This window comes from Neotamlana laminarinivorans (genome assembly GCF_020523925.1).
GTDB classification, from domain to species: Bacteria; Bacteroidota; Bacteroidia; order Flavobacteriales; family Flavobacteriaceae; genus Neotamlana; species Neotamlana laminarinivorans.
The window spans coordinates 604305-630026 of the sequence record NZ_JAJAPW010000002.1; the positions used below are offsets into that span (position 1 = coordinate 604305).

A 25722-nucleotide genomic window follows, 5' to 3' on the forward strand; every position below is an offset into this window, starting at 1 on the left:
GACTTAAAAATTAAGACCAATGATTTTAGAAATGAAAGTCCCTTCTCCAGGGGAATCTATTACTGAGGTAGAAATAGCAACATGGCTAGTAGAAGATGGTGATTATGTTGAAAAAGATCAAGCCATAGCAGAGGTAGATAGTGACAAGGCAACGCTAGAATTACCTGCAGAGGTTAGCGGTACCATTACATTAAAAGCAGAAGAAGGTGATGCTGTTGCAGTAGGAGCCGTTGTTTGCTTAATTGATACAGATGCTGAAAAACCTGAAGGAGGTGAAGCGCCAAAGACTGAAGCTAAAGAAGAAGCACCAAAAGCTGAAGTTACAAAACCAGCAACTGCTGAAAAAACATATGCAACAGGAACAGCAAGTCCTGCTGCTAAAAAAATATTAGCAGAAAAAGGTATTGAAGCTTCATCGGTTTCTGGAACAGGAAAAGATGGTAGAGTAACAAAAGACGATGCTGTAAAAGCAGTACCTTCAATGGGAACGCCTACAGGAGGTTCTAGAGGAGAAAGTCGTAGTAAAATGTCCATGTTACGTCGTAAAGTAGCAGAACGCTTAGTTGAGGCTAAAAATACCACGGCTATGTTAACAACGTTTAACGAAGTTAACATGACACCTATTTTTGAGCTACGTAACGAATACAAGGAAACTTTTAAAGCAAAACATGGTGTTGGTTTAGGTTTCATGTCTTTCTTTACTTTAGCTGTTGTTCGTGCATTAAAAATGTATCCTGCTGTAAACTCAATGATTGACGGTAAGGAAATGATTTCTTATGATTTCTGTGATATTAGTATTGCAGTATCTGGACCTAAAGGATTAATGGTTCCTGTAATTAGAAACGCCGAAAATTTAACCTTTAGAGGTGTAGAGTCTGAAGTAAAACGTTTAGCATTACGTGCTCGCGATGGTCAAATTACGGTTGATGAAATGACAGGTGGTACTTTTACCATTACTAATGGCGGTGTATTTGGTAGTATGTTATCTACACCTATTATTAATCCACCTCAAAGCGGTATTTTAGGAATGCATAACATTATACAACGTCCGATTGCTGTAGATGGTAATGTTGAAATTCACCCAATGATGTATGTTGCATTGTCATACGATCATAGAATTATTGATGGCAAAGAAAGTGTTGGATTTTTAGTAGCTGTTAAAGAGGCTTTAGAAAACCCTATAGATTTACTAATGAATAACGATGTAAAAAAGGCTTTAGAATTATAAAATATTTTTAAATCTAAGTAAAAAGGCGCTGTGTAAACAGCGCCTTTTTTGTATTATCGTGTTTAATAAAAAAATGTAATAATATTAAATGTTATGGTAATAATTACTAGAATAGCTAAACCCACAACACAGCATTTATTAAATAGCTTATTTTGTTGTTCCATAATTAAACCGTTGTTTTTCATTTTTAAATCTCTAAAATTGAGTTTTTTAGGGTTAAAAATATAGTGTTAAATGTTGTTAGTTGCTGGTGTTAAAATTAGCTATATATATTTGTAAAAAAAATACGCACTTATACGTATTTTTTTAAATTTTATTATTTTATTAAAAAAGGTTCTTAATCATTAAAGACTAAGAACCTTTTATTTAATTCTCCCCAAGAACTAATTAATAGCACTGTAAAGGTATGTGTTGTTGTTCAATTAAAAAATACGTACTTCTGCGTATTTTTTAAAATTGGGGTTTACCAAGTTGTTCTAGTTCGCTTTCTGATTTTAATCTTAATTCAAATGCCTTTACATCTACAACATAAGTGTTTGATATTGTGTCGTGCCAGCCACGTCCCTCGCTTCCTAAAAAAGAAAGGGCTTCAAAAGGAATCATTCTACTAAAGCTACGTTTTAAATAATCTATTGGTTTTGGCGATGTGCCATCTTCTAGAACTACTTTTGTTTTAGTTGCATATTTACCTATTGTTCTTCCTTTAAGTAGGGTTTCAAAGGTAAAATATAGCAGAGCCATAATTATAGCTGTAATTATTCTATCGAGTATAGGGTTAACGTTATCTAATTCATATATAAATAAATCTATGGAAGTGGTGTCTTCTAAAAATATGTAACTTAGGTATATTATACCAAAAAAAATGCCATAAAAGAGAAGCAAATTTATAATTAAATCAATAAGATAATTAGCAAATCGTTGTTGTTTACTAGCATAAAGATCTGGGGTAATTTTAATCATCATAAATACGTAAGGTTAGGTTTTTATGTTAAAGATAGTTTTTTAGATCTATATAAAAAAAGCATCTCTTATGTAGAGATGCTTTTTTAAAATCCATAACACTTTAGCATTAGCCTTCACAGCTAGTACATTCTTTTTTCTGTTTGAATTTTTGTGCTGCATTCATACTGTGTTGGTAATACAATGACTTTATACCAAGTTTCCATGCAGTTACATATATTTTATTTATTTCTTTAACAGGCATGTCTGGGTGCACCATAATGTTTATAGATTGTCCTTGATCTATATGGTTTTGGCGGTTGGCTGCCTGGTAAATAATGGTTAACTGATCTATTTCTGAATAGGTTTTAAATACATCTTTTTCATGATCTGTTAAAAAATCGAGATGCTGTACAGAACCATCGTAATCGCGAATACTCTTCCAAACTTCGTTAGTATTCATGCCTTTTTCTTCTAATAAATCTAATAAAAACGGATTTTTTATTGTTGTTTTTATTTTAGCAATATCTTTTACGTAGCTATTAGACCAAATTGGCTCTATACCTTGCGATACTTGACCTAAAATAAACGCAGATGATGTTGTAGGTGCAATAGCGTTTAAAGTGGTGTTACGTCTTCCGTATCCTTTTAATACTTCTGGTTCGCCGAATAATTTAGCCAATTCTTCTGAAGCTTTAATTGAGCGTTCTTTAATTGTTTTAAAGATTTCACTGTTTAAATTAAATGCTTCTTGGCTATCAAAGGATAACATTTTGCTTTGTAAGTACGAGTGCCATCCTAAAGCTCCCATTCCTAAAGCTCTGTTTTCTTTTGCGAAATTATAAGCCTTTTCCATAAACAGGAAAGTTTGTTGGTCGTCGCGATTAGGAGAGTTTCTATACTCTTCTAATTTTGTAATAAATTCTTCTAAAACAGCATCTAAGAAATATATCATGGTTTCAACCGCATCGGTATCTTTCCATTTGTCGTAATGTAAAAGGTTTATGGAAGATAATACGCATACAAACGACCATCTTTCGTTTGTTGGCAGCATAATTTCGCTACAAAGGTTACTCGCGTAAATTTCGTGGTTTTTATCACGATAAACATCGGCTGCATTATTGTTAGCATTATCTCTAAAGAAAATATAAGGATAACCTATTTCTCCTCTGCGCTGTAAAACTTTAGCCCAAAGCGTTCTTTTTTCTACGTCTCCATCAATCATTTGCTCCATCCACTCGTTACCAACAGTTACGCCATGAGTTAGTTCTTGAATTGGGTTACCTTCTGTACCAATTTCTAAAAACTCATTTATATCGCTATGATCTATAGGTAAGTAAGGAGAAAAACGACCACGTCTTACAGAACCTTGGCTAACAACGTCAACCATTTTTTCAAATAATTGCATTATATGAACAGCGCCAGACGATTCGCCGTTGTTTTTTACAGGTGCTCCACGATGGCGAAGTTTACCAAAGTATCCAGATGTTCCTCCTCCAAGTTTAGACATCATACCAACTTCGGATTGGGTGTATAAAATATCTCCCATATCATCTGAAACATGAGAGCCAAAACAGCTAATAGGTAAACCACGTTTTTTACCAAAATTAGACCATACAGGAGATGCTAACGAGTAATACCCTTCGGCCATGTAGCCATAAAATTTATCTGCAAATCCGTCTATTTTTAAAATATCTTCGGCACGTTGTGCTATTTCTAAAATACGAGCTTCTGGTGTGGTTCCTTTGGTAAGGTATCCTGATGATAAAAATTTACGACTGTGTTCTGTTAACCATTTAATTTCTGGTTGTTTTTTGTTAACAGTTTCTTTTCTGGCTTCTTTTCTAGCCTTAAGTAACTCATTGTATTTAGAAGCGGCCTCGGCTTCTGCTTGAGAGTTTTTAATGTCTGGGTTTGCGTGTTCGTTCATGGATTAAAATAAGTCGTCGCTTGTTATACTTTTGGTTCTTTTACTATAGTTTATAGAGCGCTTTACAAAGAAATCTCCGTGTTTCGTGCCTATTATCTCGTCATCAAACCATTCGGTTTGAGCTATTAGTGTTTCGTTTATATCGAAAATTTTATCTATTCCAATACTTTGTAGGGAGTTATTAAATCTGTTTTTTATAAATTCGTTTACTACATCTTTTGGTAAAAAATCTAGTTCACCAGCTTCAAAAATCCAATCCACAATTTTGCTTTCAGATTCAAAAGCTTGTTTACATAGGTCTTGAATTTTTGTATTATTTTCTTCACCAAACCAGGTTGGGTTTTCTTCTCTTATAATTTTTATTATATCAATACCAAAATCGCCATGAATTTGCTCTTCTTTTGAGGTGGCTTCTACAACGTTAGATATTCCTTTAAGCATGTTTTTATGCTTATTGAATGCCATAATTATTAAGAATTGAGAAAACAGTGAAACGTGTTCTATGAATAAAGAGAACAGTAATATAGATTCTGCATACTCTTGGTTGTCATCACTTTTTGCGTTTTTAAGAGCGGTTTCTAAAAAATGAACGCGCTGCATAACTACTGGTTTCTTTTTTAAGTTTTTAAACTCATTATTTAAACCTAAAATTTCTAGTAAATGTGAATATGCATCGTGATGGCGAACTTCACTTTCTGCAAAAGTTGAACCTACCGAGCCTATTTCTGGTTTAGGCATTTTTTGATATATGTCGCCCCAAAATGTTTTTACAGCTACTTCAATTTGAGAAATAGCGAGCATTGTGTTTTTTATGGCGTTTTGTTCTACTACAGTAAGTTTTGTTTTAAAATCTTGAATATCACTAGTAAAGTTAAATTCTGAATGAATCCAGTAGGAGTGGCGTATAGCATCAACATATTCGTAAAGAGCTGGGTACTCGTAAGGTTTTAAGTTTATACGCTTTTCAAAAATGTTGGTTTTTCTATTTCTGGCTTGTTCGTTTCTATAAAGAATGTATGCTTTCGCAACATCATGAAACTCACTGCCCATTAATTTATCTTCTACAATATCTTGTACTTCCTCTACGGTAGGAACATAATTTATATCGTTGTTTAGTCTTGATGTTAGTTCGTTGTGAACTTTTTCGGAAATTGCTTTAGCATCGTCTTTAGTTCCGTTGCCAACAGATAACATTGCCTTTTCTATGGCATTTGAAATTTTATTTAAAACAAACGGAGCGGTTTCGTAATCTCTTTTAATAATTTTTGTAATTTCCATGATGCTTAAATTTACAGACTAAAAAGCCATTAGAATAACTGCCTATTTTTAGTTATTCAGTTTAGATTTTACGTTAAAAAAATGTTTTATTGTTGTTCCTTAAATGAGGACCGATTGGGGGCTTTTTTAAAGAGTAATTTAAGTCTGTATATCGTCCAAATAACCAACCAAAATTTTCCTTTTTTTTGCCTACAACAAAGATTGAGAATTGTAGTTAAAAATGAAAGAGGTTTTAATAAACGTTGTTAACAAGTTTTTAACAACGCCTTGTTTTACTAGCCTGTGCAAGGGTTTTTAGGTGTTTAATTAGTTGGTTTTTAGAATATTGTAAGCGTGTATTGTTTTTGGTAGAAATGTGTTGTGTTTAAAAATCTCTAAAAAATATCAACTAGACTTTGGGTTGAAATTAAGGCTAAAAAATTTGGTTTTTTAGTTGTAAAATAAGTTAAAATTATAGGTGTAAAAATACAGGGCTAAAAGTGAATTTTAAAGGGTTTTTACTTGAAAGAAATTAATTAAAATTTTAATGTTTTTTTATTAAAAATAAAAGGAGAAGTTAACTCGTTATTTTTTGTTTTTTTCTTGTGCTATTTTATCTAATTCGTTGTACCAGTCTGCACCAAATTTTCTAATTAATGCTTCTTTTACAAATTTATATACTGGAACTCCTAATTCTTCTCCAAGTTGGCAAGCATCATCACAAATTTGCCATTTGTGATAATTTACAGCCGAAAATTCAGTGTAATTTTGTACCCTAATAGGGTATAAATGGCAAGAAACAGGTTTTTTCCAATTAACTTCACCTTGATTGTAAGCCTCTTCTATGGCGCAAAGAGCAGTTTTGTTTTCATCAAAAATTACATAAGCACAATCGGCACCATTTATTAAAGGTGTTTCAAGTTCGTTATCTTCAGTAGTTATAAAAGTACCTTGCTGTTCAATTGCTTTTATGCCTTCAGGCCTTAAAAAAGGTTTTACTTTTGGGTATATATTTTCAAGTATTTTTGTTTCTTCAATGTTAAGCGGTGCACCAGCATCACCATCAATACAGCAAGCACCTTTGCATGCATTTAAATTGCAAACAAAATCTTTATCAATAACATCCTCAGAAACAATAGTTTTACCTAACTGAAACATAATTTTTGTAAATTTAATGTTGAGCAAAAATAGTTAATATTACTATGAAATTAATTAATATTTATATACTACTTTTGCCGAAAATTTAAACCCTTAAAAATGGAACTTAATTTAAAAGAAATATTTACGGCATTTATGGTTTTGTTTGCAGTAATTGATATTATTGGAAATATACCTATAGTTATAGATTTACGAAAAAAAGCAGGGCATATACAAAGTGAAAAGGCTTCAATTATTGCTGGTGCTATTTTAATTGTATTCTTATTTTTAGGAAAGAGTATTTTAAATCTTATAGGTATAGATGTTAACTCATTTGCTGTAGCAGGTGCATTTATTTTGTTTTTTATTGCCTTAGAAATGATTTTAGGTATTACACTTTATAAACAGGAAGAACAATCTGCTGTTACAGCAACTGTTTTTCCGTTGGCTTTTCCATTAATAGCAGGGCCAGGGAGTTTAACAACATTACTATCACTTCGTGCCGAATTTAGAACCGAAAATATTATTGTAGCCGTAGTATTAAACGTAATTATAATATTTGCTGTACTAAAAACATCGGCAAGAATAGAGCGTATTTTAGGGTCGAATGGTATAAATATTATTCGTAAAATATTTGGAGTGGTTTTATTAGCCATAGCCGTAAAACTTTTTACACATAATATTAAAGCCTTGCTTGATATTGCTTAAATTTACATTATGAAAGTTTTTACATATATAATAAGTATACTTGCTTTGGGTTTAATAGTTTTTAATGTAACCCAAGTTAATTTTAATTCACCATTTAAAGGAGATAGCATTATTGCATTAATAACTATAGTTGCAGGTTTATGTGCTATTTTTTTAATGACAATTTTAAGAATATCTAAAAAAATTGAAAAAAAGGTAAACCAAAAAAGCTAATTAAGTATGTTTGATGCTTTAATTATTGGAGGTGGTGCAGCAGGTTTGTCTTGTGCTTTGGTTTTAGGCTCAGCTAAAAATAAATCTTTTGCTAAAGATAAAAAGGTTGCTATTATAATGCATCAAAAAACATCACATTTACAAACGGCTTTGTTTAATAATGTTTTGGGTTTATCTCCAGGAACTACCGGAGAATCAATTTTAACAAATGGTACAAAACAGCTTAAAGATTTGTATTCGGCTATTGAGCAAATTGATAATGAAAAGGTTTTAGAAGTTAAAAAAACAAGTAATTACTTTGCCATTATAACTAATAAAAACACTTACAAGAGTGAAATAGTTGTTGTTGCGGTAGGTTACACCAATTTATTTAATATAGGTGGTTTTGATAATTATATTGAAGCTCATCCAAGAGCTACGATAGAAAAAAACAGAATCTGGTTAAAAAATACCGATCATTTAGTAGAAAAAAACCTTTATGTAGCAGGAACATTAGCCGGATGGCGAAGCCAATTTGCTATGGCTTGTGGTAGTGGAGCACATGTAGCTACAGATATTTTAACGCTTTGGAATGGAGGAAAGCATACTAAAGTACATGATAAAGTTTAGTGAATTTTATTATGTTAAATCTTTAATTAAAATAGATAAATAAAAAAGGTGAAATTTTAATTTCACCTTTTTTATTGGGCTTTTAAAATGCGTATCGTTGCGGCCCGCCTCTGCGAATTTCTTCACTACAAAAAGCTTCATATTTTTTAAAATTTTCTCTAAAAGCATTAGTTAACTTAAATGCTGTAGTGTAATACGCCTCATCATTATTCCAAGTTTTTCTTGGGCTAAGTACATTGGTTGGTACTCCAGGACAAGATCGAGGTTGTGCTACTCCAAAAACAGAATGTATATGATAATTATCGTAATTGTATAAACCTAAATCGCCATTTAAAACGGCATTAATCATGGCTCGTGTATATTTTAACTCCATGCGTTTACCAACCCCATAAGGTCCACCAGTCCATCCTGTGTTTACTAACCATACATTTACTCCGGCTTCAACCATTTTTTTACTTAACATTTCAGCGTATTTTGATGGATGTAAAGGCATAAATGGTGCACCAAAGCATGCAGAAAAAGATGGTACTGGCTCTACAACACCAGCTTCTGTTCCTGCAACTTTTGCAGTATAGCCAGATATAAAATGATATGCGGCTTGACTTGGTGTTAATTTAGATATTGGAGGAATTACACCAAAAGCATCTGCGGTTAAAAAGAAAATATTTTTTGGATTATTACCTATAGAAGGGCTTTGGATATTTTCTATATGATTAATAGGGTAGCTTACTCTTGTATTTTGTGTTATTGAAGTGTTAGAGAAATCTACCTCACCAGTATCATCAAGGATAACATTTTCAAGAATAGCACCTTTTTTAATGGCGTTAAAAATTTCAGGTTCTTTTTCTTTTGATAAGTTAATTACTTTGGCATAACAACCACCTTCAAAATTAAACACTGTATTTTCTTTAGTCCAACCATGTTCATCATCACCAATTAAACTTCTATTCGGATCTGTAGATAGGGTTGTTTTTCCAGTACCCGATAATCCAAAAAATATGGCTGTATCTCCATTTTTACCAACATTGGCACTACAATGCATAGGTAAAGTCTGCTTGTAAACGGGTAAAATAAAGTTTAAAGCAGAAAAAATACCTTTTTTAATTTCTCCGGTATAACCAGTTCCGCCAATTAATGCTATTTTTTTTGTGAAATTTAAAATGGCAAAGTTATGTTGTCGTGTGTGGTCTTCTTTTGGGTTTGCCATAAAACTAGGCGCATTAACAATAGTCCATTCGGGTGTAAAGTTTTCTAGTTCATCGTCATTTAAACGCAAAAACATATTGTATGCAAATTGATTGCTCCATGGGTACTCGTTAATTACTCTAATATTTAATTTATAATTTTTATCGGCACAAGCATAGCAATCTCTTACATATAGTTGTTCTTTGCCAGAAAGGTATGTAGTTACTTTTTTGTATAATGAATCAAAATGATTAGAATCAAAAGGAATATTTATATCTCCCCACCAAATTTTATCTTCTGTTATAATATCTTTAACAATAAATCTATCTTTAGGAGATCGTCCTGTAAATTCTCCAGTGTTTACAGCTAATGCTCCAGTATTGGTGGTAGTTCCTAAGTTGTTTTCTACAGTTATATTATGTAATTCTTCTGGTGTTAATTGGTAATTTATTTTAGTGTTATTTATACCATATTTCTTTAGCGAAATCGTTTTCGTAAGTTCGGTTTTGTTATCCATGGTTTGTTGGTAAATTAAATTATATAAACAAAATTAAAACAATAAATTAATTATTCTCTTTAAACGATTGTTTATTTTGAGAATTTTTTAAAAAAGCTATAAGCATTAAGCCCCATGCTAAAATTAAAAACATGCCACCAATGGGAGTAATAAATCCTATAGTTTTAAAGTTAAAACTAGAAAGAGTATTTGTTGCGAGTGCATAAATAGATCCTGAGAAAAATATTGTACCAACTAAAATTAGGTAAAATATAATGGTTTTTGTTTTTTGGCTGATATAATTAGTGTTGGCGATAAATAGCAATAGAAGTGCATGATACATTTGATACTTTACACCAGTTTCGAAGGTTTGTATAGAATCAGACGATATTAAATTTTTAAGTCCGTGAGCCCCAAAAGCACCTAAAACAATACTTATTAAACCAAATAAAGCTCCTGTTATTATAATTTTTCGAGTCATTTTTTGTGAAGTGTTTATAATAAACTGTTTTATTAAAAAATTTATTAGTTTATTACAAAATTAAATAACTCGAACGTAACATTGAAGTGTTTTATATAGGTTTAATAAAATTAAAAAAGCCCATTTATATTAATAAATAACTTAACATAATTTAAATTACAGCTTCTTTTTAAAAGAAAGAGATTAATAAAATAGGTTAATTTTTATGATATTCGTTTTTATGTTCATGTTAAATAGTGTTTTACTTTCAAATTAAAACAAAATATATACCTTTATGTTTAAGTTTTAATTATAATGAAGAAAAAAACCAAGACTATTACAATAGATGGTATTGATAAAAAAATACTTAGAGCTTTAATGCAAGATGCAAGAACTCCTATTTTAGAAATTGCTCGTAATGTTGGAATTTCGGGAGCAGCAATTCATCAAAGGCTTCGTAAGTTAGAACAATCAAAACTATTGGCAGGATCAAAATTTGTAATTGACCCTAAAATTTTAGGGTTTTCTACTCTTGCTTTTGTAGGTATATATTTAGATAAGGCTGCAGATAGCGATAGTGTAATAAACGCACTAAAGAGCATACCCGAAGTTGTAGAGTGCCATTACACAACTGGAAATTATAGCTTATTTATAAAAGTTTTGAGTTTAGATAATAACCATTTAATGAAATTATTAAATAAAGAAATTCAGCCTATAAATGGTGTGTCTAGAACAGAATCGTTAATTTCACTGGAACAACAAATTGACAGACAAGTAAAAATTTAGATATAAAAAAACCGAGTTATACAACTCGGTTTTTTTATAAGGTAATAAACGTTTGTTATTTCATTTTCATGAGCCAGTTACGCACATCAACATCTTGTTTGATTATATTACGTAAATCTTCAATTTTAACGCGTTCTTGCTCCATTGAATCTCTATGACGAATAGTAACCGTGTTATCTTCTAAAGTATCATGATCTACAGTTATGCAAAATGGTGTTCCATTAGCATCTTGTCTTCTATAGCGACGGCCAACGGCATCTTTTTCATCATAAATTACATTAAAATCCCATTTTAAATCTTCAACTATTTTTCTAGCTATTTCTGGTAATCCATCTTTTTTAACCAAAGGTAAAATGGCTGCTTTTACAGGTGCTAAAACACTAGGTAATTTTAAAACGGTTCTAGTAGTACCATTTTCAAGTTCTTCTTCTTGTAAGGAATTTGAAAATACTGCTAAAAACATTCTATCTAAACCAATTGAGGTTTCTAAAACATACGGTGTGTAGCTAGCGTTTTCTTCATGATCAAAATACTGAAGTTTTTTACCAGAGTATTCCTCGTGTGCTTTTAAATCAAAATCTGTGCGAGAGTGTATACCTTCTAGTTCTTTAAAACCAAAAGGAAATTTAAACTCAATATCGGCTGCTGCATCAGCGTAATGTGCTAATTTTTCATGGTCGTGAAAACGGTAATTATCTGCACCCATGCCTAAACTTAAATGCCATTTTAAACGCGTTTCTTTCCAGTGTTCGTACCATTCTTTTTGTGTACCTGGTTTAATGAAAAATTGCATTTCCATTTGTTCGAATTCACGCATTCTAAAAATAAATTGTCTGGCAACAATTTCGTTTCTAAAAGCTTTACCCGTTTGTGCAATACCAAACGGAATTTTCATTCGGCCAGTTTTTTGCACATTTAAAAAGTTAACAAAAATACCTTGAGCGGTTTCTGGACGCAAGTATAAATCCATTGCACTTTCGGCAGAAGCTCCAAGTTTGGTTCCAAACATAAGGTTAAACTGCTTAACGTCTGTCCAGTTTTTGCTTCCTGTTAAGGGGTCGGCAATTTCTAATTCTTCTATTAAGGCTTTAACATCGGCTAAATCTTCATTTTCTAAAGACTTTGCCATCCTAGAAAGGATAGTGTTTATTTTTTCTTGATAGCCTAAAACACGCCCATTAGTGCTTAAAAATTCTTCTTTATTAAAAGCTTCTCCAAAGCGTTTTTCAGCTTTTTTAACCTCTTTTTCAATTTTTGTTTCAATTTTAGCACAGTAGTCTTCAATTAAAACATCGGCGCGATAGCGTTTTTTAGAATCTTTATTATCAATTAAAGGATCGTTAAAAGCATCAACATGCCCAGAAGCTTTCCATGTAGTTGGATGCATAAAAATTGCAGCATCAATACCTACAATATTTTCGTTCATTTGCACCATGGCTTTCCACCAGTAGTCGCGAATATTTTTCTTTAATTCAGCACCATTTTGCGCATAGTCGTAAACGGCGCTTAAACCGTCGTAAATTTCGCTGCTTTGAAATACATATCCGTATTCCTTTGCATGCGATATAACTTTTTTAAATTGATCGTCTTGATTTGCCATTCTGCAAAAATATAAAACCCGAATAAACTATAACGGTTCTTTATTAAAATTTGCTACAAATTCATGAATTATTATTTATATTTAAATACTTGATGCTTAAATATTTTTTTTTTGAACATTTCAATAAATAAAAGATAGTACAAAAGAAATGTTTTAGTAAAGTTAAATTTCTTGTGGTTAATGCCAAACATTATGATTAAAAGTCTTGTAAACTTATTTTTTCCAGAAGTTTGTTACGCTTGTTACAGTTTACTTAACGATAATGAACATACTATTTGTACTTCTTGTAGGCACGACTTGCCAGTAACCAATTTTCATTTTAATAACAATGATGCTGTAAAAAAGGTATTTTATGGTCGTGCAAAAATTGAAAATGGAACAGCCCTTTTTAGGTATGAAAAAGGGGGCTTGGTACAACAACTTATGTATGGATTAAAATATAAAGGTTACGAATCCATTGGTGTTGTGTTGGGTAACTGGTTAGGAAACGAGCTTAGTACAATAAATAGTTACCAAAATATAGATGCGGTAGTTCCTGTGCCATTACACAGAAAAAAACTTAAAAATAGGGGCTACAATCAAGTAGCAAAATTTGCAATACAAATTGCAGAAAATATTGATGCAGAATATTATAGCGATGTTTTAATAAAAATTACAAATACAAAATCTCAAACAGCTAAAAATAGAATTTTACGATGGCAAGAAGGGCAGCAGTTATTTGCTTTACAACATACCAAAAAGCTTAAAAATAAACATGTATTATTAGTTGACGATGTTATTACTACAGGTGCCACACTTGAGGCGTGTATTAATGTTTTAAATACAATTGAAAATTTAAAAATTAGTGTTGTTACTATGGCAATAGCTTAGTCAATTTTAGCGTTTTAATTTTAAATTTATGTAGGTTTGTAAAAAAAAATTAATTGTTTAGATGAATAATACATTGCGCCAGTTATTTTTAACGTTTTTTATTGGGTCTTTTCTTGTAAGTTGTGCAAATAGAGGTACACCTAGCGGAGGGCCTAAAGATGAAGCACCTCCAGAAATTATAAAATCTACCCCGAAAAATTATACAACTAACTTTAAAGGAAATCAAATAGAAATTGTATTTAACGAATACATAAAAATTAATAATATTGATAAACAGCTTATTATTTCTCCACCAATGAAGCATAAGCCAGACATATCACCACAAAGTTCGGCGAGTAAAAAAATTTTAATTACAATAAAAGACACCTTACAACCTAACACCACTTACGCCTTTAATTTTGGAAATAGTATTGAAGATTATAATGAAGGTAACCCGTTTTCATACTATCGTTATGTGTTTTCTACTGGAGATTACATAGATTCTTTAAGTGTAAAAGGAAAAATAATTGATGCATTTAATAAAAAGCCAGAAACTTTTGTAAATGTGGGTTTATACGAGGTAGACTCAACCTACACAGATTCAATTGTGTATAACGAAGTGCCAAAGTATATAACAAACACTTTAGATAGTTTAACAACATTTTCTATAGAAAACTTAAAGGCTGGAAAATACTTACTTGTAGCATTAAAGGATAATAATAGCGATAATAAATTTCAACAGAAAACAGATAAAATAGGTTTTTATAAAGAGTTTATAACCGTACCTAACGATAGTAGTTATACTATTAAAATGTTTGCAGAGTCTGTAAATTTTAAACCCTCAAGACCACGTTTGTTTTCTGGAGAAAAAATAGCTTTTGGATATGAAGGTAGTTCTAAAAACATGAAAATTGATTTGGTTACTGAAACACCAGAAGATTTTGAATATAGAATTACTAAAGATGAATTAACCGATACGTTATATTATTGGTATAAACCAAGGTTAGAAGCAGATTCACTTATATTTAAAGTAACAAATAACGATTACGAAAAAGAATTCACGGCAAGGTTAAGCGAGCAAAAACGAGATTCATTGTTATTAAAAAAATACCCTTCAGGAGAAATAGCTTTAGATGAAGACTTTAAAATTTTTGGAAGTGTACCCTTTTATAAATTTGACGATTCTAAAATTTCTATAATGGATAAAGATTCGGCAAGTGTAGCTTTTAAAACCAGTTTTGATACACTAACTAATATTTACAATATAGCGTTCGATAAAACCTACGAAAACAAATATAATATTGAAGTTTTACCTGAAGCTTTTACCGATTTTTTTGATAATACCAACGATTCTTTAAAGTATGTAGTTAATACAAAAAAAGAATCGGATTATGGTTACGCAAGATTTACCCTAGTAAACGCAAAGTTTCCTATAATTTTGCAGCTTACAGATAATAAAGGTGAAACAAAAATAGAGCGATTTGCAGATATAGATAAGCCTATTGAAATTTATAACTTAACTCCAAGTAAATATTCTATACGTGTTATTTTTGATGCTAATGGAAACCGAAAGTACGATCCAGGAGTATTTCTAAAAAAAACACAGCCAGAAGAGGTTTATTATTTTAAAGAAATTGAAGTTAGGGCAGATTGGGGAATAGAAGAAACTCTCACTTTTCCTGAATAGTAAATAAATCTTTATCGTTTAAAAATTTAAATTTATTGCGATAATTTTTTAGGTGACTTTTGCTTAAAGTTACTGTCTTTGCACCTGCTTCATTAGGGTTAAATGTGGCAACTGAGTTGCCTAAAACATTATAAACAGCCGAATGGCCGCAATATTCATTATTTAACGCATCATTACCTACACGATTTACTCCAATGCAATAACTCATGTTTTCAATAGCTCGTGCTTTTAAGAGCGTATCCCATGCATTTATTCTGGGTTTTGGCCAGTTAGCAACATATATTAAAACATCATAGTCTTCAATATTTCTTGCCCAAACGGGGAAACGCAAATCATAACATATTAAAGGGCATATTTTCCAGCCTTTGTAGTTAATTATTAGTTTTTCGTGTCCAGCTGTATAAGTTTTGTCTTCGTTAGCAAAGGTAAAAGTATGTCGCTTATTGTAAAGTTTTAAATTACCGTTTGGTTCTGCAAAAATTAAGCGATTATAAAAGTTGGTATTTTCGGTAATAACAATGCTTCCTGTAATAGCAATATTTTGTTTTATTGCCAGTTGCTGCATCCATGAAACGGTTTTGCCTTGCATAGTTTCAGCAATGTTTTTGGCATTCATACTAAAACCCGTGGTAAACATTTCGGGTAATACCACCAAATCTACATTTTCAGGAAGGTTTTTAATGTAGCTCGTAATTTGGTTCCGATTTTTTTCGGAGTTTTCCCAAATTAAATCTAATTGAATTAGCGCTATTTCAAGGTGTTTTTGCATATTACAAATTTCTCAAAATAGCGCTAAAAAAAGTGTTTATAACTAATTATTTTAATTTCTTTTTAGTTTTTTCTACTTTTTCCTCTAAACTGCCGATTTTTTTATCCCATTTAGCTTCATCAACTGGAGATAGTTTCCCTTTTTCTTTAAGTTTTGTTCGTTTTTTTTGTGCTTTTTCTAAGTTGTTTTTAGCTTTATCGAAGTTAGCCTGTGCTTTTTCTTTTTTTGCTAATGTTTTTTCAGCCTTTTTACGTTTATTTTCGGCAGCTTTTTCTTGTTTTTCAATTTTTTTAGCTTCCTTTTTAGCTTTTTCGTTTTGTTTTGCTAATTCAGCTTCTTTTTTGTTTTCAATGGCTTTTTTAATAGCATTTTTGTTTTCAACGGAAAGTGTTTCAGTAACATCTTTTCCTTCATTAAAAATTCGATCACCTTTTACTTCAAAATTTTGCTTATTCACTTTTACTTTTTGTGCGTTTATAGCCAAACTAAAGCTTAAACAAAGGGCTAACATTAGGTATTTCATAAGTACTAATTAATTTTATTGTTTCCGTTAGGACACGATACTACTAAAAAAGTTACTCCATAAACAAAAAATATTTTTAATTAAGTAAAATTAAAAGGTTTGTGGTTCGCTATGTGTTTGATATTAAAAAAAGTAAATCGTTATTTTAACTAAAATAAAATAACGATTTATTATTTGGGGCAAAAAAGGTTGTTTTGTGTACTCGTAGGTTTTTAGCTTGCTATTTTAGAATTTAGCATAGAATTAACTTCTGCTCTCAATTTTAATTTAACCTCTAAAATGTCGTTTAATTTATAAACACAACTATTGTCGCATTGGTTTTTAGAAGCCAAATGGCAAGATGAGCAATCGTTTAAACTTTCTAGGTTTTCAATAAAATCTATAGTTTGTAATTTAAATGTTAATTTTTTGTAGTTGAGGTCTATAGGTGTATTGTTTGATGTGGTTATAGTTTCAAGATCACTTGATTTTTTCTGCAACAGAAACAACTTTATAGCAAGTGTTAATGCTATTATGGTGTAAAGAAAAATTAAAACAGAAATAACGTAATAAGACATCATGGGGCAATAAACTTTGGATTAATTTGATGTTGATAATGCAAAATTAATGTAGAAGTCTAAATTATTTTGATAACTTTCGGTTAATGGAACAGAAGTGTCGATTAAGCTTTATTAATCTGTAGATAACCTTGTTTTATACAATTTCCATTTTCTTTAATAAAAATGAGGCATTCATGTTTTGGCAGATGCCTTGTTTTAATTTATAATCGAAGTAGAGTTCGTTGTTTACTATTTCGGCATCAAAGTAGTAGTTTTTTACCTGTGGTAATTGGTTCTTGATTTCGCACAAACTTAAATCGTGTGTAGCAATTATTCCAGTTGCTTTTGATGCCACTAGTTTTTCAACAAACTTTTTAGATCCAATAGCTTTATCTGTACTATTTGTGCCTTTTAAAATTTCATCTAGAATAATAAAATAACGTTCGTTTTTAATGGTGTCAACAATAAACTTAAGACGTGTTAGTTCTGAGAAAAAATACGAACTATCATCGGTTAACGAATCTGTAGTTCGCATACTTGTAATAAGCTTTATTGGTGAATATTTACTGGATTCTGCACAAACAGGTAATCCTATATTAGCCATTACAATATGAAGTGAAACTGTACGTAAAAAAGTGCTTTTACCTGCCATGTTTGCTCCTGTTACAATAAAAAACTCATCATTATTTAAGGTTAAGTTGCTATTTACACGTTTGTTTTTATTGAGTAGTGGGTGTCCTAGGTTTTTTGCTTTAATAGTAGTATTAGTATTTACAATATCTGGAAATACAAATTCTGGATGATTAAATACATAATTTCCTAAAGAGTTGTAAGCATCAAAAAATGAAACTACTTTAAACCAATCTTCAACAGTATTGGCATGGGTGTGTATCCATTGTTCAATTTTATAGGCGTTTTTTATATCATTTAAAAAAAAGCCATTACCAAAAATGGCTCCAATTAAATTATTTCTATTATCTAGGGCATCTAAAGATTTTGCAAAACTTTTAAAAATTTCTGAAGCCTTAAGTTCTTTAGTTTTTATGGCCTTTTGCTTTTCTTTTAATAAATCAGATTTAAAATTTTTGTTTTCAATTAAATCAAGCAGAGTTGCATACTGCCTAAAGGTGTCTCGAACTTTATCTGTATTAGATGCTAAATTGTTTATTTGTTTTAAATAGATGCCAGATATAGCTAAACCAATTATTAACCAATAGCCAATAAATGCCGGATTATTAATTAAACCGATTGCGGTAAATAAAAATAGAAGTAAGGATAAAATTGAAAAACTTAGCGGTAACCATTTTACTTGTTTTGGTAAAAAGGTTTTATGGCCTTTTAACCAATTAATTATTTTTACAGCAGGAGTTTCTGCTTTAATTAGGCTAGATGTAGCACTGTAAAGTTGACGCCATTCAGGTTGTTTACTAAGCTCTTGTATGGCTTGTTGCCTAACAATTATATTATTAATGTTATTTGCTTTTAAGGTATTAGCAAGGTGTTCGCTACCTTCGGTTATGGTAGTTCGGTTAATAAATTGAAAAAAAGATGCTTTTCCGAATAAATCAATATCTAAACTATAAAAGTGCGAAGGGTCTTGAAACTTTAAGCCGCTTGGTCTGTTGTGAAAATCGCCTGAAGCAATTTTTATTTCTTCTTCATTAATATCAACTAAATTTTTGTGTAAATCTCTTTCGGTTTTTAAGTTGGTATATTTTGAGAGTAAAAAGCCAAAGACTGATAATCCAATTACAGCAATTGTAATCGCTATCTTCCATTGTTCAAAATAAAAATAAACACCAAGTGCTGTAAAAATAAAAGCAATTAAGCGGAGTAAACTCAGCGCATGTAGCTTATTGTTAAGTTGTTTAAGTTTGGTTGTATAAGCATTAATTTGTTGCTTATAGTAATTTACAGGTGTATTCATTTAAAATATATCCAGAGAGTAGTAAATAGGAAGTTAAAGATTATGGCTTATTGCCCTTCACTTAGTTTTATAAGCTCGTCTATCATAATATCACTTTGGTTGTAAACCTCGTTATAAGCGCCATTGCCATATAGTTGGTCTGCAATAGTGGCTTTTATATGCTGTTTTACTTCGTCGTGATAAGCTACAAATGTTACTTTAGCTTGAGACCTTTGGTTTAAATAGTCTTGAAAAGCAAAAACTAAATCGTCGTTAACCGAGTAGTTTTCTATAAATTCCTGTCTAGAAATAGTATCAAAGGCATGTCGATCTTGTTCTAATTCTTCAAAAACAAAATTACCAAAAAAGCCACGTCGTTTTAAAAATGATAAGGTTTCATTTTGCATGCTAGTATCTAAAGGCACAAAAACATCTGGTATTATACCACCACCACCGTAAACAATTTTGCCACCAGGTGTAACAAATTTTAAAGAATCGTCTACATGAATTTTTTCAGGATCTAGTAACTCACCGCTATCTAATCTATCAAAATATTCGTCGTAGTAATCTTTGTTACCGTGGTCGTATGGGCGTTGTATAGAGCGTCCGGTTGGGGTGTAGTATCTAGAAACGGTTAGTCTTACGGCGCTACCATCGCCTAAATCCATTTCACGCTGTACTAAACCTTTTCCATACGAACGACGGCCAATAATAGTTCCTTTATCGTTATCCTGTAAAGCGCCCGCTACAATTTCGCTTGCCGAAGCACTGTTTTCGTCAATTAAAACGTAAACCTTTCCATCCTCAAAATCACCTTTATTAGTAGCAAAACTTTTTTCAATATCGCCACGTTTGTTTTTTGTAAATAAAATAAGCTTATCATCTTCTAAAAATTCATCAACAATTTTTTCGGCAATGCCTAAAAAACCACCAGGATTGTCTCGTAAATCTAAGGCTATTTCTTGGGCACCTAAAGCTTTAAGTTTGTTTAGGCTGGTTTTAAATTCTTTATAAGTAGATTCGGCAAATCTGTTTATTTTAATATATCCTAGTTTATCTGTAAGCATATAAGCTGCATCTACACTAGCAATAGGAATAACACTTCTTTTTACTGTAAAGTCGAGCAATTCTGGCTCGCCACGTCGGTAAACTTTCAGGTTGACTTTCGAGTTTTTTTCACCCTTAAGTTTTTTTACAATTTCAATATCTTTAAGTTTATTGCCAAACAAAGTGTCTCCATTGGCCATAATAATGCGGTCGCCACCTTTTATGCCAGCTTTGGCACTTGGGCCATTTTCTATGGCGTGTATAACCGCTATAGTATCGCGGTATGTATAAAAGCTAATACCAATACCAACAAAATCGCCTTTCATTTCTTCGGTAACACGTTCCATATCTTCTTTTGGAATATAGACCGAGTGCGGATCAAGGTTTTCCAAAATACCATTTACTGTAACATCAACAATACTATCAGTATTAATATCATCAACATAATCGTACTCAATGTAATCTATAAGCCGATTTAGTTTGTCTTTTTTGCTGTTTTTGGTAAAAAGTCTATCAGAGGAATCTGCAAAATTAAGTTTTCCACCAATAAAAATTCCTGCCGCAATAGCCGCGCCTAAAATTAAAGGTAAATATTTTTTCTGGTAAGTCATTAAGCTGTAATGTCTTCAATTTGTTCAATTATAACGCCAGCACGCTCTAAAAATTTTAAACCAGAATCGTCTTTGTAAGCATTTTGATAAACAACTTTTACAATACCAGCTTGGTGAATAAGTTTACTACACTCTCTACAAGGCGATAACGTAATATAAAGTGTGGCGCCTTTAGCCGATTGCGTAGAGCCAGCAACTTTTAAAATAGCATTAGCTTCGGCATGTAAAACATACCATTTTGTGTACCCCTCGTCGTCTTCACAAAAATTTTCAAAGCCGGTTGGTGTGCCATTATAACCATCAGATATTATCATACGGTCTTTAACAATTATGGCGCCTACTTGCTTACGTTTACAGTAAGATAATTTACCCCATTCTTTAGCAATTCTTAAATAAGCTTTATCGTATTTAAGCTGTTTGTTTTCTGGCATTTATTTTAATTATTAGGGCGTTACCACGCTTTTGGCGCGGTCAGGCTTTTCGCTATATCTTTTTAAAACAGTATAAATTAACATTTGCTTACACTTAAAGTTTTAAAATTAACCAAAGTTGTAGGTGTTAATAATGTAAGTTTTAAAAAGGATGCCGCTTCAATCCTTAACGCAGCAACACAATAACGAATATACGTTGTAAGTATTTTAAATACAATGTTAACCCGTTAAAGTTTTTATAAGGCTTATGCTAAATAATCGCTGTTTAAAATCATAGGAATTACCAACCCAATAACAATAGCAGATAATACCATAACCCAATCGCGTTTAGAAAATCTGAACAAGGTTTGAACTAGATAGCCTAAAAATAAGACAACAAAAACAATAATAACCTGAGCAATTTCAATACCTAAAGCAAACTCTAGAAGTAATACGAGTTTGTTATCCGATTCGCCTAGAAACATTTGGAATTCTCGGGCAAAACCTAAACCATGAACTAAGCCAAAAAACAAGGTTGATAAAAATAAAACGCCAACTTTTTCTTTTTGTGCGCCTTTTCCAGCTGTAAACACATTGTAAAGAGCCACAATAAAAATAGAAACCGGAATTAAAAACTCAACAATTTGTGCATTAACACTTACTACTTGGTATGCTGCTAAAACTAATGATAACGTGTGGCCTAATGTAAACATAGACACTAAAAGAAAAACACGTTTCCAGTCTTTAAACAAATAAGGTACCGTTAAAACAATAAGGAATAAAACATGGTCGTAAGCGTTAATATCAAGTACGTGGTTTATACCATACTCAACATTAAACCAAAAATTTTGAAGCATATTAAAGTTAATTAGGGTTTTTTCAAATATACAATTTAAAGCAAGCCTTTTGTGTTAAAAAGTTAGCTGTTGTAGGTTTTATTTAGTTCGGTTAGCATTTCCTCGGTAATTTGTTCGAGGTTGTATGTATGTTTCCATTTCCAGTCTTGCCTAGCATAAGAATCGTTAATGTTTTTAGGCCAGCTATTTGCAATATTTTGTCGGAAATCGGGTTTGTAAGTTATTGTAAAATCTGGCTTATATTTTTTTATTGAATTGCTAACATCGTCTGGAGTAAAACTAATAGCGGCTAAATTGTAAGACGATCTAATTTTTATAGAATTAAAAGGCGCTTTCATAATATCAATAGTTGCTTTTATGGCATCGTCCATAAACATCATAGGTAATTCAGTATCTGATTTTAAAAAACATTCGTAGTGGTTGTTTTTTATAGCTTCATGGTAAATTTCTACTGCATAATCTGTAGTGCCTCCCCCAGGAGGAGTTTTCCAGCTAATAATTCCAGGATAGCGTAAACTTCTAACATCTACATTATATTTATTAAAATAATATTCGCACCAACGTTCGCCAACTTGTTTAGTAATGCCATAAACGGTAGATGGCTCCATAACCGCGTATTGTGGCGTATAATTAACTGGAGTAGTAGGCCCAAAAACAGCAATACTAGAAGGCCAAAATACTTTGTTTATAAATTTGGCTCTAGCTAGGTTAAGTACATTAAATAGTGAAGCCATGTTTAAATCCCAGGCTTTCATTGGGTATTTTTCTCCAGTAGCACTTAGCATAGCAGCCATTAGGTAAACAGTATTAATGTTATATTTTTCTATACAAATTTTAATACTGGCATAATCTTGGGCATCAACAATTTCAAAAATTCCCGAATTTACTATGGCTTCGTTTTTATAATTTATATCACTAGCAATAACATTTTCTGCGCCAAAAATGCTTCTAAGCTTAAATGTTAATTCTGAACCAATTTGCCCACATGCGCCAATTATTAATATTTTTGAACTCATTTTTAATCTTTTAAATGAAAACATCTCAAAAATAACAAGATTTTATTCAAAATAATATATTTTTTATTCAAAAAAAACACACCTGTTATAGTTAATTAAAAATCTACAATTAAAAGTGTGATTACTTTATATTTGTAGTAAAATTATAAGTCATCAAATGAAATTTAAATTCCTAGTTTTTTTAGTATGTGTGTTTTTGATTAATTCATGCAGAAAAAAAATTGATAAAGCTATTTTAGAAGAACACCAACACACGTTTACACATGTTGTAAGCGAGCAGGAGGTAAGTAAATTAAGAATTGTTGAATATGCTTTGGATGCAAAAACAGAAAACCAAATAAAAGATTGGGAAGCTTATTTTGAGTTACAAAATATTATAAATGAGGTTAAACGAGGCGATTTAGGCTTTTTGCGTACTCAAGAAAATGAAGTTAATTTACTTTTAATAAATCTTGAAAAAAATATACCGGAAGCCGTTGATACGCCTAGTATTTCTGCCAGAATTTTGGTTTTAAAAACCACGATGCTAAAATTAAAAAGTTTAGTAAATCTTGATACGGTTGCTAAACCCGAAATTCTTGATGCTATAAAAGAATTTTTAATGGCTTTTAATAATGTTAATTTTCAATTAAATAAAAAAATTGAGTTCGATACTCGAGAAATTAACAGACCTTAATTCTTAAACTTTTGTTAATAAAATACATTTAAACTAACAGTTATAAAGTGTAACATTTAAATTGTGTGTCAAATTAAAAACTAACTTTAACAAACACATGAAAAATTACACAAAACTTTTAGTTTTAGCTTCGTTTTGTTCTGTTTTAAATTTGGTTTCGTGTAAAACAGAAACTAAAAAAGAAACTGTAGAAACACCTACTACGCCAGGCATTGATTTAGCTTTAATGGACAAAGAAGTAAAACCAAGCGACGATTTTTTTAAATACGTAAACGGAACTTGGTTAAAAAATTCAAAAATACCCGACGATCGTACAACTTGGGGCGCATTTAACGAGCTTCGAAAAAAAACAGATAACGATGCACTTGCTATTTTAAAAGCAGCAATGAGCGACGATAAAGATCTAAAAAAGATAAAAGTTATACCAGGATCAGATCAAGATAAAGCGGTAAAGCTTTACCAAACAATTATGGATACGGTAAGCCGAAACGAGCAAGGTATAAAACCCATACAGCCTTATTTATCGAAAATAAATGCAATAAAAAACCTTACCGATTTGCAAAACTATTTAATTGAAATGGAACCAAATGGTGGCGGAGGTTTTTTTAGTTTTTATGTGAGAGCCCATACCAAAAACAGCGATATTAACGCTGCATATTTAGGTGGTGCCAGAACAGGTTTACCAGATAGAGACTATTATGTAAAAGATGATGAAGACTCTAAAGAAAAACGCGATAAATATGTAGCTCACATAACTAAAATGCTTCAGTTTTTAGGTGAAAATGAAACTGATGCTAAGCAAGAAGCAAAAAATATATTAGCATTCGAGACACGTTTAGCAGAACCAAGTATGGATAAAGTGGATCGTAGAGATGCAAGAAAGCGTTACAATCCGCGCTCAATTGCAGACCTTCAAAAAATGGTTCCTGCCATTAATTGGAAAGAGTATTTTAAAGGTATTGGTGTAAATAAAATAGATACCATAATTGTTAACGATATAAAATACACTAAAGCACTTCAAGAAATTTTATCTAAAAATGAAGTAGAAGACTGGAAAGCTTATTTACGCTGGACACTTTTTAATGGTGCCGCCGGTGCATTAAGTACAGATATTGAAACTGCAAACTGGGAGTTTTACAGTAAAACATTACAAGGTGCAAAAAAACAACGCCCTAGAGATGAGCGTGCTTTACAAACTATTAATGGAATGGTTGGTGAAGCTTTAGGGAAACTTTATGTAGATGAAAAATTTCCTCCAGAAGCCAAGGTAAAAGCCGAAAAAATGATTGCAAACGTTATTAAAGCTTTTGAAAATAGAATTAATAACTTAACATGGATGACAAGTGAAACTAAAGCTAAAGCAGTTGAAAAACTTTTAGCTTTAAAAGTAAAAATTGCTTATCCAGATAATTGGAAAGATTATTCTAATTTAGAAATAAAAGGAACAGACAATGGTGGAAGCTATTACCAGAACAGATTAAATGCAAGTGCATGGAGCCATGAGCAAAATTTAGATGATTTAGGGAATCCTGTTGATAAAAGTAGATGGGGAATGGCACCACAAATTGTAAACGCTTATTTTAATCCAGCATTTAACGAAATTGTATTTCCTGCAGCTATTTTACAGCCACCATTTTACAATTATCAAGCCGATGATGCTGTAAATTATGGTGGTATTGGAGCTGTTATTGGTCATGAAATTTCACATTGTTTTGATGATTCTGGTGCACGTTACGATAAAAATGGAAATTTAAATAACTGGTGGACCGATGAGGATTTAAAACAATTTGAAGCCTTAGGAAAAGCTTTAGCCGATCAATATAGTGCCATTGAGGTATTACCAGAAACTCATATTAATGGGCCATTTACCCTTGGTGAAAATATTGGAGACTTAGGAGGTGTTACAGCAGCTTATGAAGCTTTACAATTAAGTATGAAAGAAAACGGAAGACCAGAAAACATTGACGGTTTTACACCAGAACAACGTTTCTTTATGTCTTGGGCAACCGTTTGGCGTACAAAAATGAGAGATGACGCTTTAAAAAATAGAATAAAAACCGATCCGCATTCTCCAGGGATGACGCGAGCAGTACAACCTTTAAAAAATATTGATGCTTTTTACGAAGCCTTTAATATAAAAGAAGGAGACAGTATGTACTTAAAGCCTGAAAACCGCGTTAAAATTTGGTAATAACGCATTAAGTTTTTAAAATATAAATAGGTTATTAAAATAGTTAATGTTATTCTGAGTCGAACTTAGATTATAACAAGCTTAAACTATTTT

At 31.5% G+C, this 25722-nt stretch carries 24 protein-coding genes; 9 read left to right on the top strand and 15 right to left on the bottom strand.

The genetic code is table 11. The features are described 5' to 3' along the window. Positions 1 to 19 precede the first annotated feature (19 nt). Positions 20 to 1228, top strand: coding sequence for a 2-oxoglutarate dehydrogenase complex dihydrolipoyllysine-residue succinyltransferase (gene odhB / locus LG649_RS06445; RefSeq protein ID WP_226542409.1), 1209 nt, complete (start codon positions 20 to 22; stop codon positions 1226 to 1228). Between the two features lie 450 nt (positions 1229 to 1678). Here the strand turns inward: odhB and LG649_RS06450 are convergent, their stop codons facing one another. The 4 genes from LG649_RS06450 to LG649_RS06465 all read right to left on the bottom strand — a co-directional run bounded on the left by LG649_RS06450 (position 1679) and on the right by LG649_RS06465 (position 6512). Further along, positions 1679 to 2191 carry an RDD family protein gene (locus LG649_RS06450; protein WP_226542410.1) on the bottom strand — a complete coding sequence of 171 codons (513 nt, stop codon included), beginning with the start codon at positions 2189 to 2191 and terminating at the stop codon, positions 1679 to 1681. Positions 2192 to 2297: 106 nt separating this feature from the next. After that, entirely contained in the window at positions 2298 to 4097 is a 1800-nt protein-coding gene (locus LG649_RS06455; protein WP_226542412.1) for a ribonucleoside-diphosphate reductase subunit alpha, read from the bottom strand. 3 nt (positions 4098 to 4100) lie between these two features. Then, on the bottom strand, positions 4101 to 5375 hold the full coding sequence (locus LG649_RS06460; RefSeq protein ID WP_226542414.1) for a ribonucleotide-diphosphate reductase subunit beta: 1275 nt from the start codon (positions 5373 to 5375) through the stop codon (positions 4101 to 4103). 564 nt (positions 5376 to 5939) lie between these two features. Next, positions 5940 to 6512 carry a DUF3109 family protein gene (locus tag LG649_RS06465; RefSeq protein ID WP_226542416.1) on the bottom strand — a complete coding sequence of 191 codons (573 nt, stop codon included), beginning with the start codon at positions 6510 to 6512 and terminating at the stop codon, positions 5940 to 5942. 99 nt (positions 6513 to 6611) lie between these two features. Between LG649_RS06465 and LG649_RS06470 the strand changes: the two genes are divergently transcribed. Genes LG649_RS06470 through LG649_RS06480 form a run of 3 tightly spaced genes read left to right on the top strand, consistent with a single transcriptional unit; the run spans position 6612 to position 8021 of the window. Beyond that, entirely contained in the window at positions 6612 to 7199 is a 588-nt protein-coding gene (locus LG649_RS06470; RefSeq protein ID WP_226542418.1) for a MarC family protein, read from the top strand. Between the two features lie 9 nt (positions 7200 to 7208). Next, positions 7209 to 7412: a hypothetical protein gene (locus LG649_RS06475; RefSeq protein ID WP_226542420.1), complete on the top strand. Its 204-nt coding sequence runs from the start codon at positions 7209 to 7211 to the stop codon at positions 7410 to 7412. Positions 7413 to 7418: 6 nt separating this feature from the next. Then, positions 7419 to 8021 carry an FAD-dependent oxidoreductase gene (locus tag LG649_RS06480; protein ID WP_226542422.1) on the top strand — a complete coding sequence of 201 codons (603 nt, stop codon included), beginning with the start codon at positions 7419 to 7421 and terminating at the stop codon, positions 8019 to 8021. Between the two features lie 82 nt (positions 8022 to 8103). On the opposite strand, the gene pckA is transcribed toward LG649_RS06480, so the two are convergent. Together pckA and LG649_RS06490 are read right to left on the bottom strand one after the other, a co-directional pair. Further along, positions 8104 to 9723 (bottom strand): phosphoenolpyruvate carboxykinase (ATP), encoded by a 1620-nt coding sequence (gene pckA / locus LG649_RS06485; protein ID WP_226542424.1) that lies wholly within the window; start codon positions 9721 to 9723, stop codon positions 8104 to 8106. Between the two features lie 46 nt (positions 9724 to 9769). Further along, entirely contained in the window at positions 9770 to 10183 is a 414-nt protein-coding gene (locus LG649_RS06490; protein ID WP_226542426.1) for a DUF423 domain-containing protein, read from the bottom strand. A 294-nt stretch (positions 10184 to 10477) separates the two neighbouring features. On the opposite strand from LG649_RS06490, the gene LG649_RS06495 reads away from it, so the two are divergent. Beyond that, positions 10478 to 10948: an Lrp/AsnC ligand binding domain-containing protein gene (locus LG649_RS06495; RefSeq protein WP_226542428.1), complete on the top strand. Its 471-nt coding sequence runs from the start codon at positions 10478 to 10480 to the stop codon at positions 10946 to 10948. 55 nt (positions 10949 to 11003) lie between these two features. Here LG649_RS06495 and LG649_RS06500 read toward each other — a convergent pair whose 3' ends face one another. Then, a complete protein-coding gene (locus LG649_RS06500; protein ID WP_226542429.1) occupies positions 11004 to 12548 on the bottom strand; it encodes a glycine--tRNA ligase in 1545 nt (514 codons plus the stop codon). A gap of 192 nt (positions 12549 to 12740) precedes the next feature. On the opposite strand from LG649_RS06500, the gene LG649_RS06505 reads away from it, so the two are divergent. Together LG649_RS06505 and LG649_RS06510 are read left to right on the top strand one after the other, a co-directional pair. After that, positions 12741 to 13418: a ComF family protein gene (locus LG649_RS06505; protein ID WP_226542431.1), complete on the top strand. Its 678-nt coding sequence runs from the start codon at positions 12741 to 12743 to the stop codon at positions 13416 to 13418. 61 nt (positions 13419 to 13479) lie between these two features. Then, a complete protein-coding gene (locus tag LG649_RS06510; protein WP_226542433.1) occupies positions 13480 to 15084 on the top strand; it encodes an Ig-like domain-containing protein in 1605 nt (534 codons plus the stop codon). Here LG649_RS06510 and LG649_RS06515 read toward each other — a convergent pair. The 8 genes from LG649_RS06515 to LG649_RS06550 all read right to left on the bottom strand — a co-directional run bounded on the left by LG649_RS06515 (position 15068) and on the right by LG649_RS06550 (position 22762). After that, entirely contained in the window at positions 15068 to 15853 is a 786-nt protein-coding gene (locus LG649_RS06515) for an amidohydrolase (protein ID WP_226542435.1), read from the bottom strand. The two genes, LG649_RS06510 and LG649_RS06515, sit on opposite strands and share 17 nt — an antisense overlap. 46 nt (positions 15854 to 15899) lie before the next feature. Continuing rightward, the gene (locus LG649_RS06520) at positions 15900 to 16376 is read right to left on the bottom strand and encodes a hypothetical protein (RefSeq protein WP_226542437.1); all 477 of its coding nucleotides are present in this window, start codon (positions 16374 to 16376) and stop codon (positions 15900 to 15902) included. A gap of 212 nt (positions 16377 to 16588) precedes the next feature. Beyond that, a complete protein-coding gene (locus LG649_RS06525) occupies positions 16589 to 16936 on the bottom strand; it encodes a hypothetical protein (protein WP_226542439.1) in 348 nt (115 codons plus the stop codon). Between the two features lie 133 nt (positions 16937 to 17069). Next, positions 17070 to 18842 carry a MutS-related protein gene (locus tag LG649_RS06530; protein ID WP_226542441.1) on the bottom strand — a complete coding sequence of 591 codons (1773 nt, stop codon included), beginning with the start codon at positions 18840 to 18842 and terminating at the stop codon, positions 17070 to 17072. A gap of 47 nt (positions 18843 to 18889) precedes the next feature. After that, positions 18890 to 20479 (bottom strand): S41 family peptidase, encoded by a 1590-nt coding sequence (locus LG649_RS06535; protein ID WP_226542443.1) that lies wholly within the window; start codon positions 20477 to 20479, stop codon positions 18890 to 18892. Beyond that, the gene (locus LG649_RS06540) at positions 20479 to 20910 is read right to left on the bottom strand and encodes a deoxycytidylate deaminase (RefSeq protein WP_226542445.1); all 432 of its coding nucleotides are present in this window, start codon (positions 20908 to 20910) and stop codon (positions 20479 to 20481) included. The genes LG649_RS06535 and LG649_RS06540 overlap by 1 nt, the downstream gene beginning before the upstream one ends. 245 nt (positions 20911 to 21155) lie before the next feature. Next, a complete protein-coding gene (locus LG649_RS06545) occupies positions 21156 to 21746 on the bottom strand; it encodes a HupE/UreJ family protein (RefSeq protein WP_226542447.1) in 591 nt (196 codons plus the stop codon). Positions 21747 to 21808: 62 nt separating this feature from the next. Next, a complete protein-coding gene (locus LG649_RS06550) occupies positions 21809 to 22762 on the bottom strand; it encodes an NAD-dependent epimerase/dehydratase family protein (protein ID WP_226542449.1) in 954 nt (317 codons plus the stop codon). Between the two features lie 157 nt (positions 22763 to 22919). Here LG649_RS06550 and LG649_RS06555 point away from each other — a divergent pair, with 157 nt between their 5' ends. Further along, the gene (locus LG649_RS06555) at positions 22920 to 23438 is read left to right on the top strand and encodes a hypothetical protein (RefSeq protein ID WP_226542451.1); all 519 of its coding nucleotides are present in this window, start codon (positions 22920 to 22922) and stop codon (positions 23436 to 23438) included. Positions 23439 to 23535: 97 nt separating this feature from the next. Next, a complete protein-coding gene (locus tag LG649_RS06560; RefSeq protein WP_226542453.1) occupies positions 23536 to 25629 on the top strand; it encodes a M13 family metallopeptidase in 2094 nt (697 codons plus the stop codon). Positions 25630 to 25722 lie beyond the last annotated feature (93 nt).

Coding starts and splice junctions, on each gene's coding strand:
- odhB (WP_226542409.1), top strand. CDS start 20: ATGATTTTAGAAATGAAAGTCCCTTCTCCAGGGGAATCTATTACTGAG.
- LG649_RS06450 (WP_226542410.1), bottom strand. CDS start 2,191: ATGATGATTAAAATTACCCCAGATCTTTATGCTAGTAAACAACAACGA.
- LG649_RS06455 (WP_226542412.1), bottom strand. CDS start 4,097: ATGAACGAACACGCAAACCCAGACATTAAAAACTCTCAAGCAGAAGCC.
- LG649_RS06460 (WP_226542414.1), bottom strand. CDS start 5,375: ATGGAAATTACAAAAATTATTAAAAGAGATTACGAAACCGCTCCGTTT.
- LG649_RS06465 (WP_226542416.1), bottom strand. CDS start 6,512: ATGTTTCAGTTAGGTAAAACTATTGTTTCTGAGGATGTTATTGATAAA.
- LG649_RS06470 (WP_226542418.1), top strand. CDS start 6,612: ATGGAACTTAATTTAAAAGAAATATTTACGGCATTTATGGTTTTGTTT.
- LG649_RS06475 (WP_226542420.1), top strand. CDS start 7,209: ATGAAAGTTTTTACATATATAATAAGTATACTTGCTTTGGGTTTAATA.
- LG649_RS06480 (WP_226542422.1), top strand. CDS start 7,419: ATGTTTGATGCTTTAATTATTGGAGGTGGTGCAGCAGGTTTGTCTTGT.
- pckA (WP_226542424.1), bottom strand. CDS start 9,723: ATGGATAACAAAACCGAACTTACGAAAACGATTTCGCTAAAGAAATAT.
- LG649_RS06490 (WP_226542426.1), bottom strand. CDS start 10,183: ATGACTCGAAAAATTATAATAACAGGAGCTTTATTTGGTTTAATAAGT.
- LG649_RS06495 (WP_226542428.1), top strand. CDS start 10,478: ATGAAGAAAAAAACCAAGACTATTACAATAGATGGTATTGATAAAAAA.
- LG649_RS06500 (WP_226542429.1), bottom strand. CDS start 12,548: ATGGCAAATCAAGACGATCAATTTAAAAAAGTTATATCGCATGCAAAG.
- LG649_RS06505 (WP_226542431.1), top strand. CDS start 12,741: ATGATTAAAAGTCTTGTAAACTTATTTTTTCCAGAAGTTTGTTACGCT.
- LG649_RS06510 (WP_226542433.1), top strand. CDS start 13,480: ATGAATAATACATTGCGCCAGTTATTTTTAACGTTTTTTATTGGGTCT.
- LG649_RS06515 (WP_226542435.1), bottom strand. CDS start 15,853: ATGCAAAAACACCTTGAAATAGCGCTAATTCAATTAGATTTAATTTGG.
- LG649_RS06520 (WP_226542437.1), bottom strand. CDS start 16,376: ATGAAATACCTAATGTTAGCCCTTTGTTTAAGCTTTAGTTTGGCTATA.
- LG649_RS06525 (WP_226542439.1), bottom strand. CDS start 16,936: ATGATGTCTTATTACGTTATTTCTGTTTTAATTTTTCTTTACACCATA.
- LG649_RS06530 (WP_226542441.1), bottom strand. CDS start 18,842: ATGAATACACCTGTAAATTACTATAAGCAACAAATTAATGCTTATACA.
- LG649_RS06535 (WP_226542443.1), bottom strand. CDS start 20,479: ATGACTTACCAGAAAAAATATTTACCTTTAATTTTAGGCGCGGCTATT.
- LG649_RS06540 (WP_226542445.1), bottom strand. CDS start 20,910: ATGCCAGAAAACAAACAGCTTAAATACGATAAAGCTTATTTAAGAATT.
- LG649_RS06545 (WP_226542447.1), bottom strand. CDS start 21,746: ATGCTTCAAAATTTTTGGTTTAATGTTGAGTATGGTATAAACCACGTA.
- LG649_RS06550 (WP_226542449.1), bottom strand. CDS start 22,762: ATGAGTTCAAAAATATTAATAATTGGCGCATGTGGGCAAATTGGTTCA.
- LG649_RS06555 (WP_226542451.1), top strand. CDS start 22,920: ATGAAATTTAAATTCCTAGTTTTTTTAGTATGTGTGTTTTTGATTAAT.
- LG649_RS06560 (WP_226542453.1), top strand. CDS start 23,536: ATGAAAAATTACACAAAACTTTTAGTTTTAGCTTCGTTTTGTTCTGTT.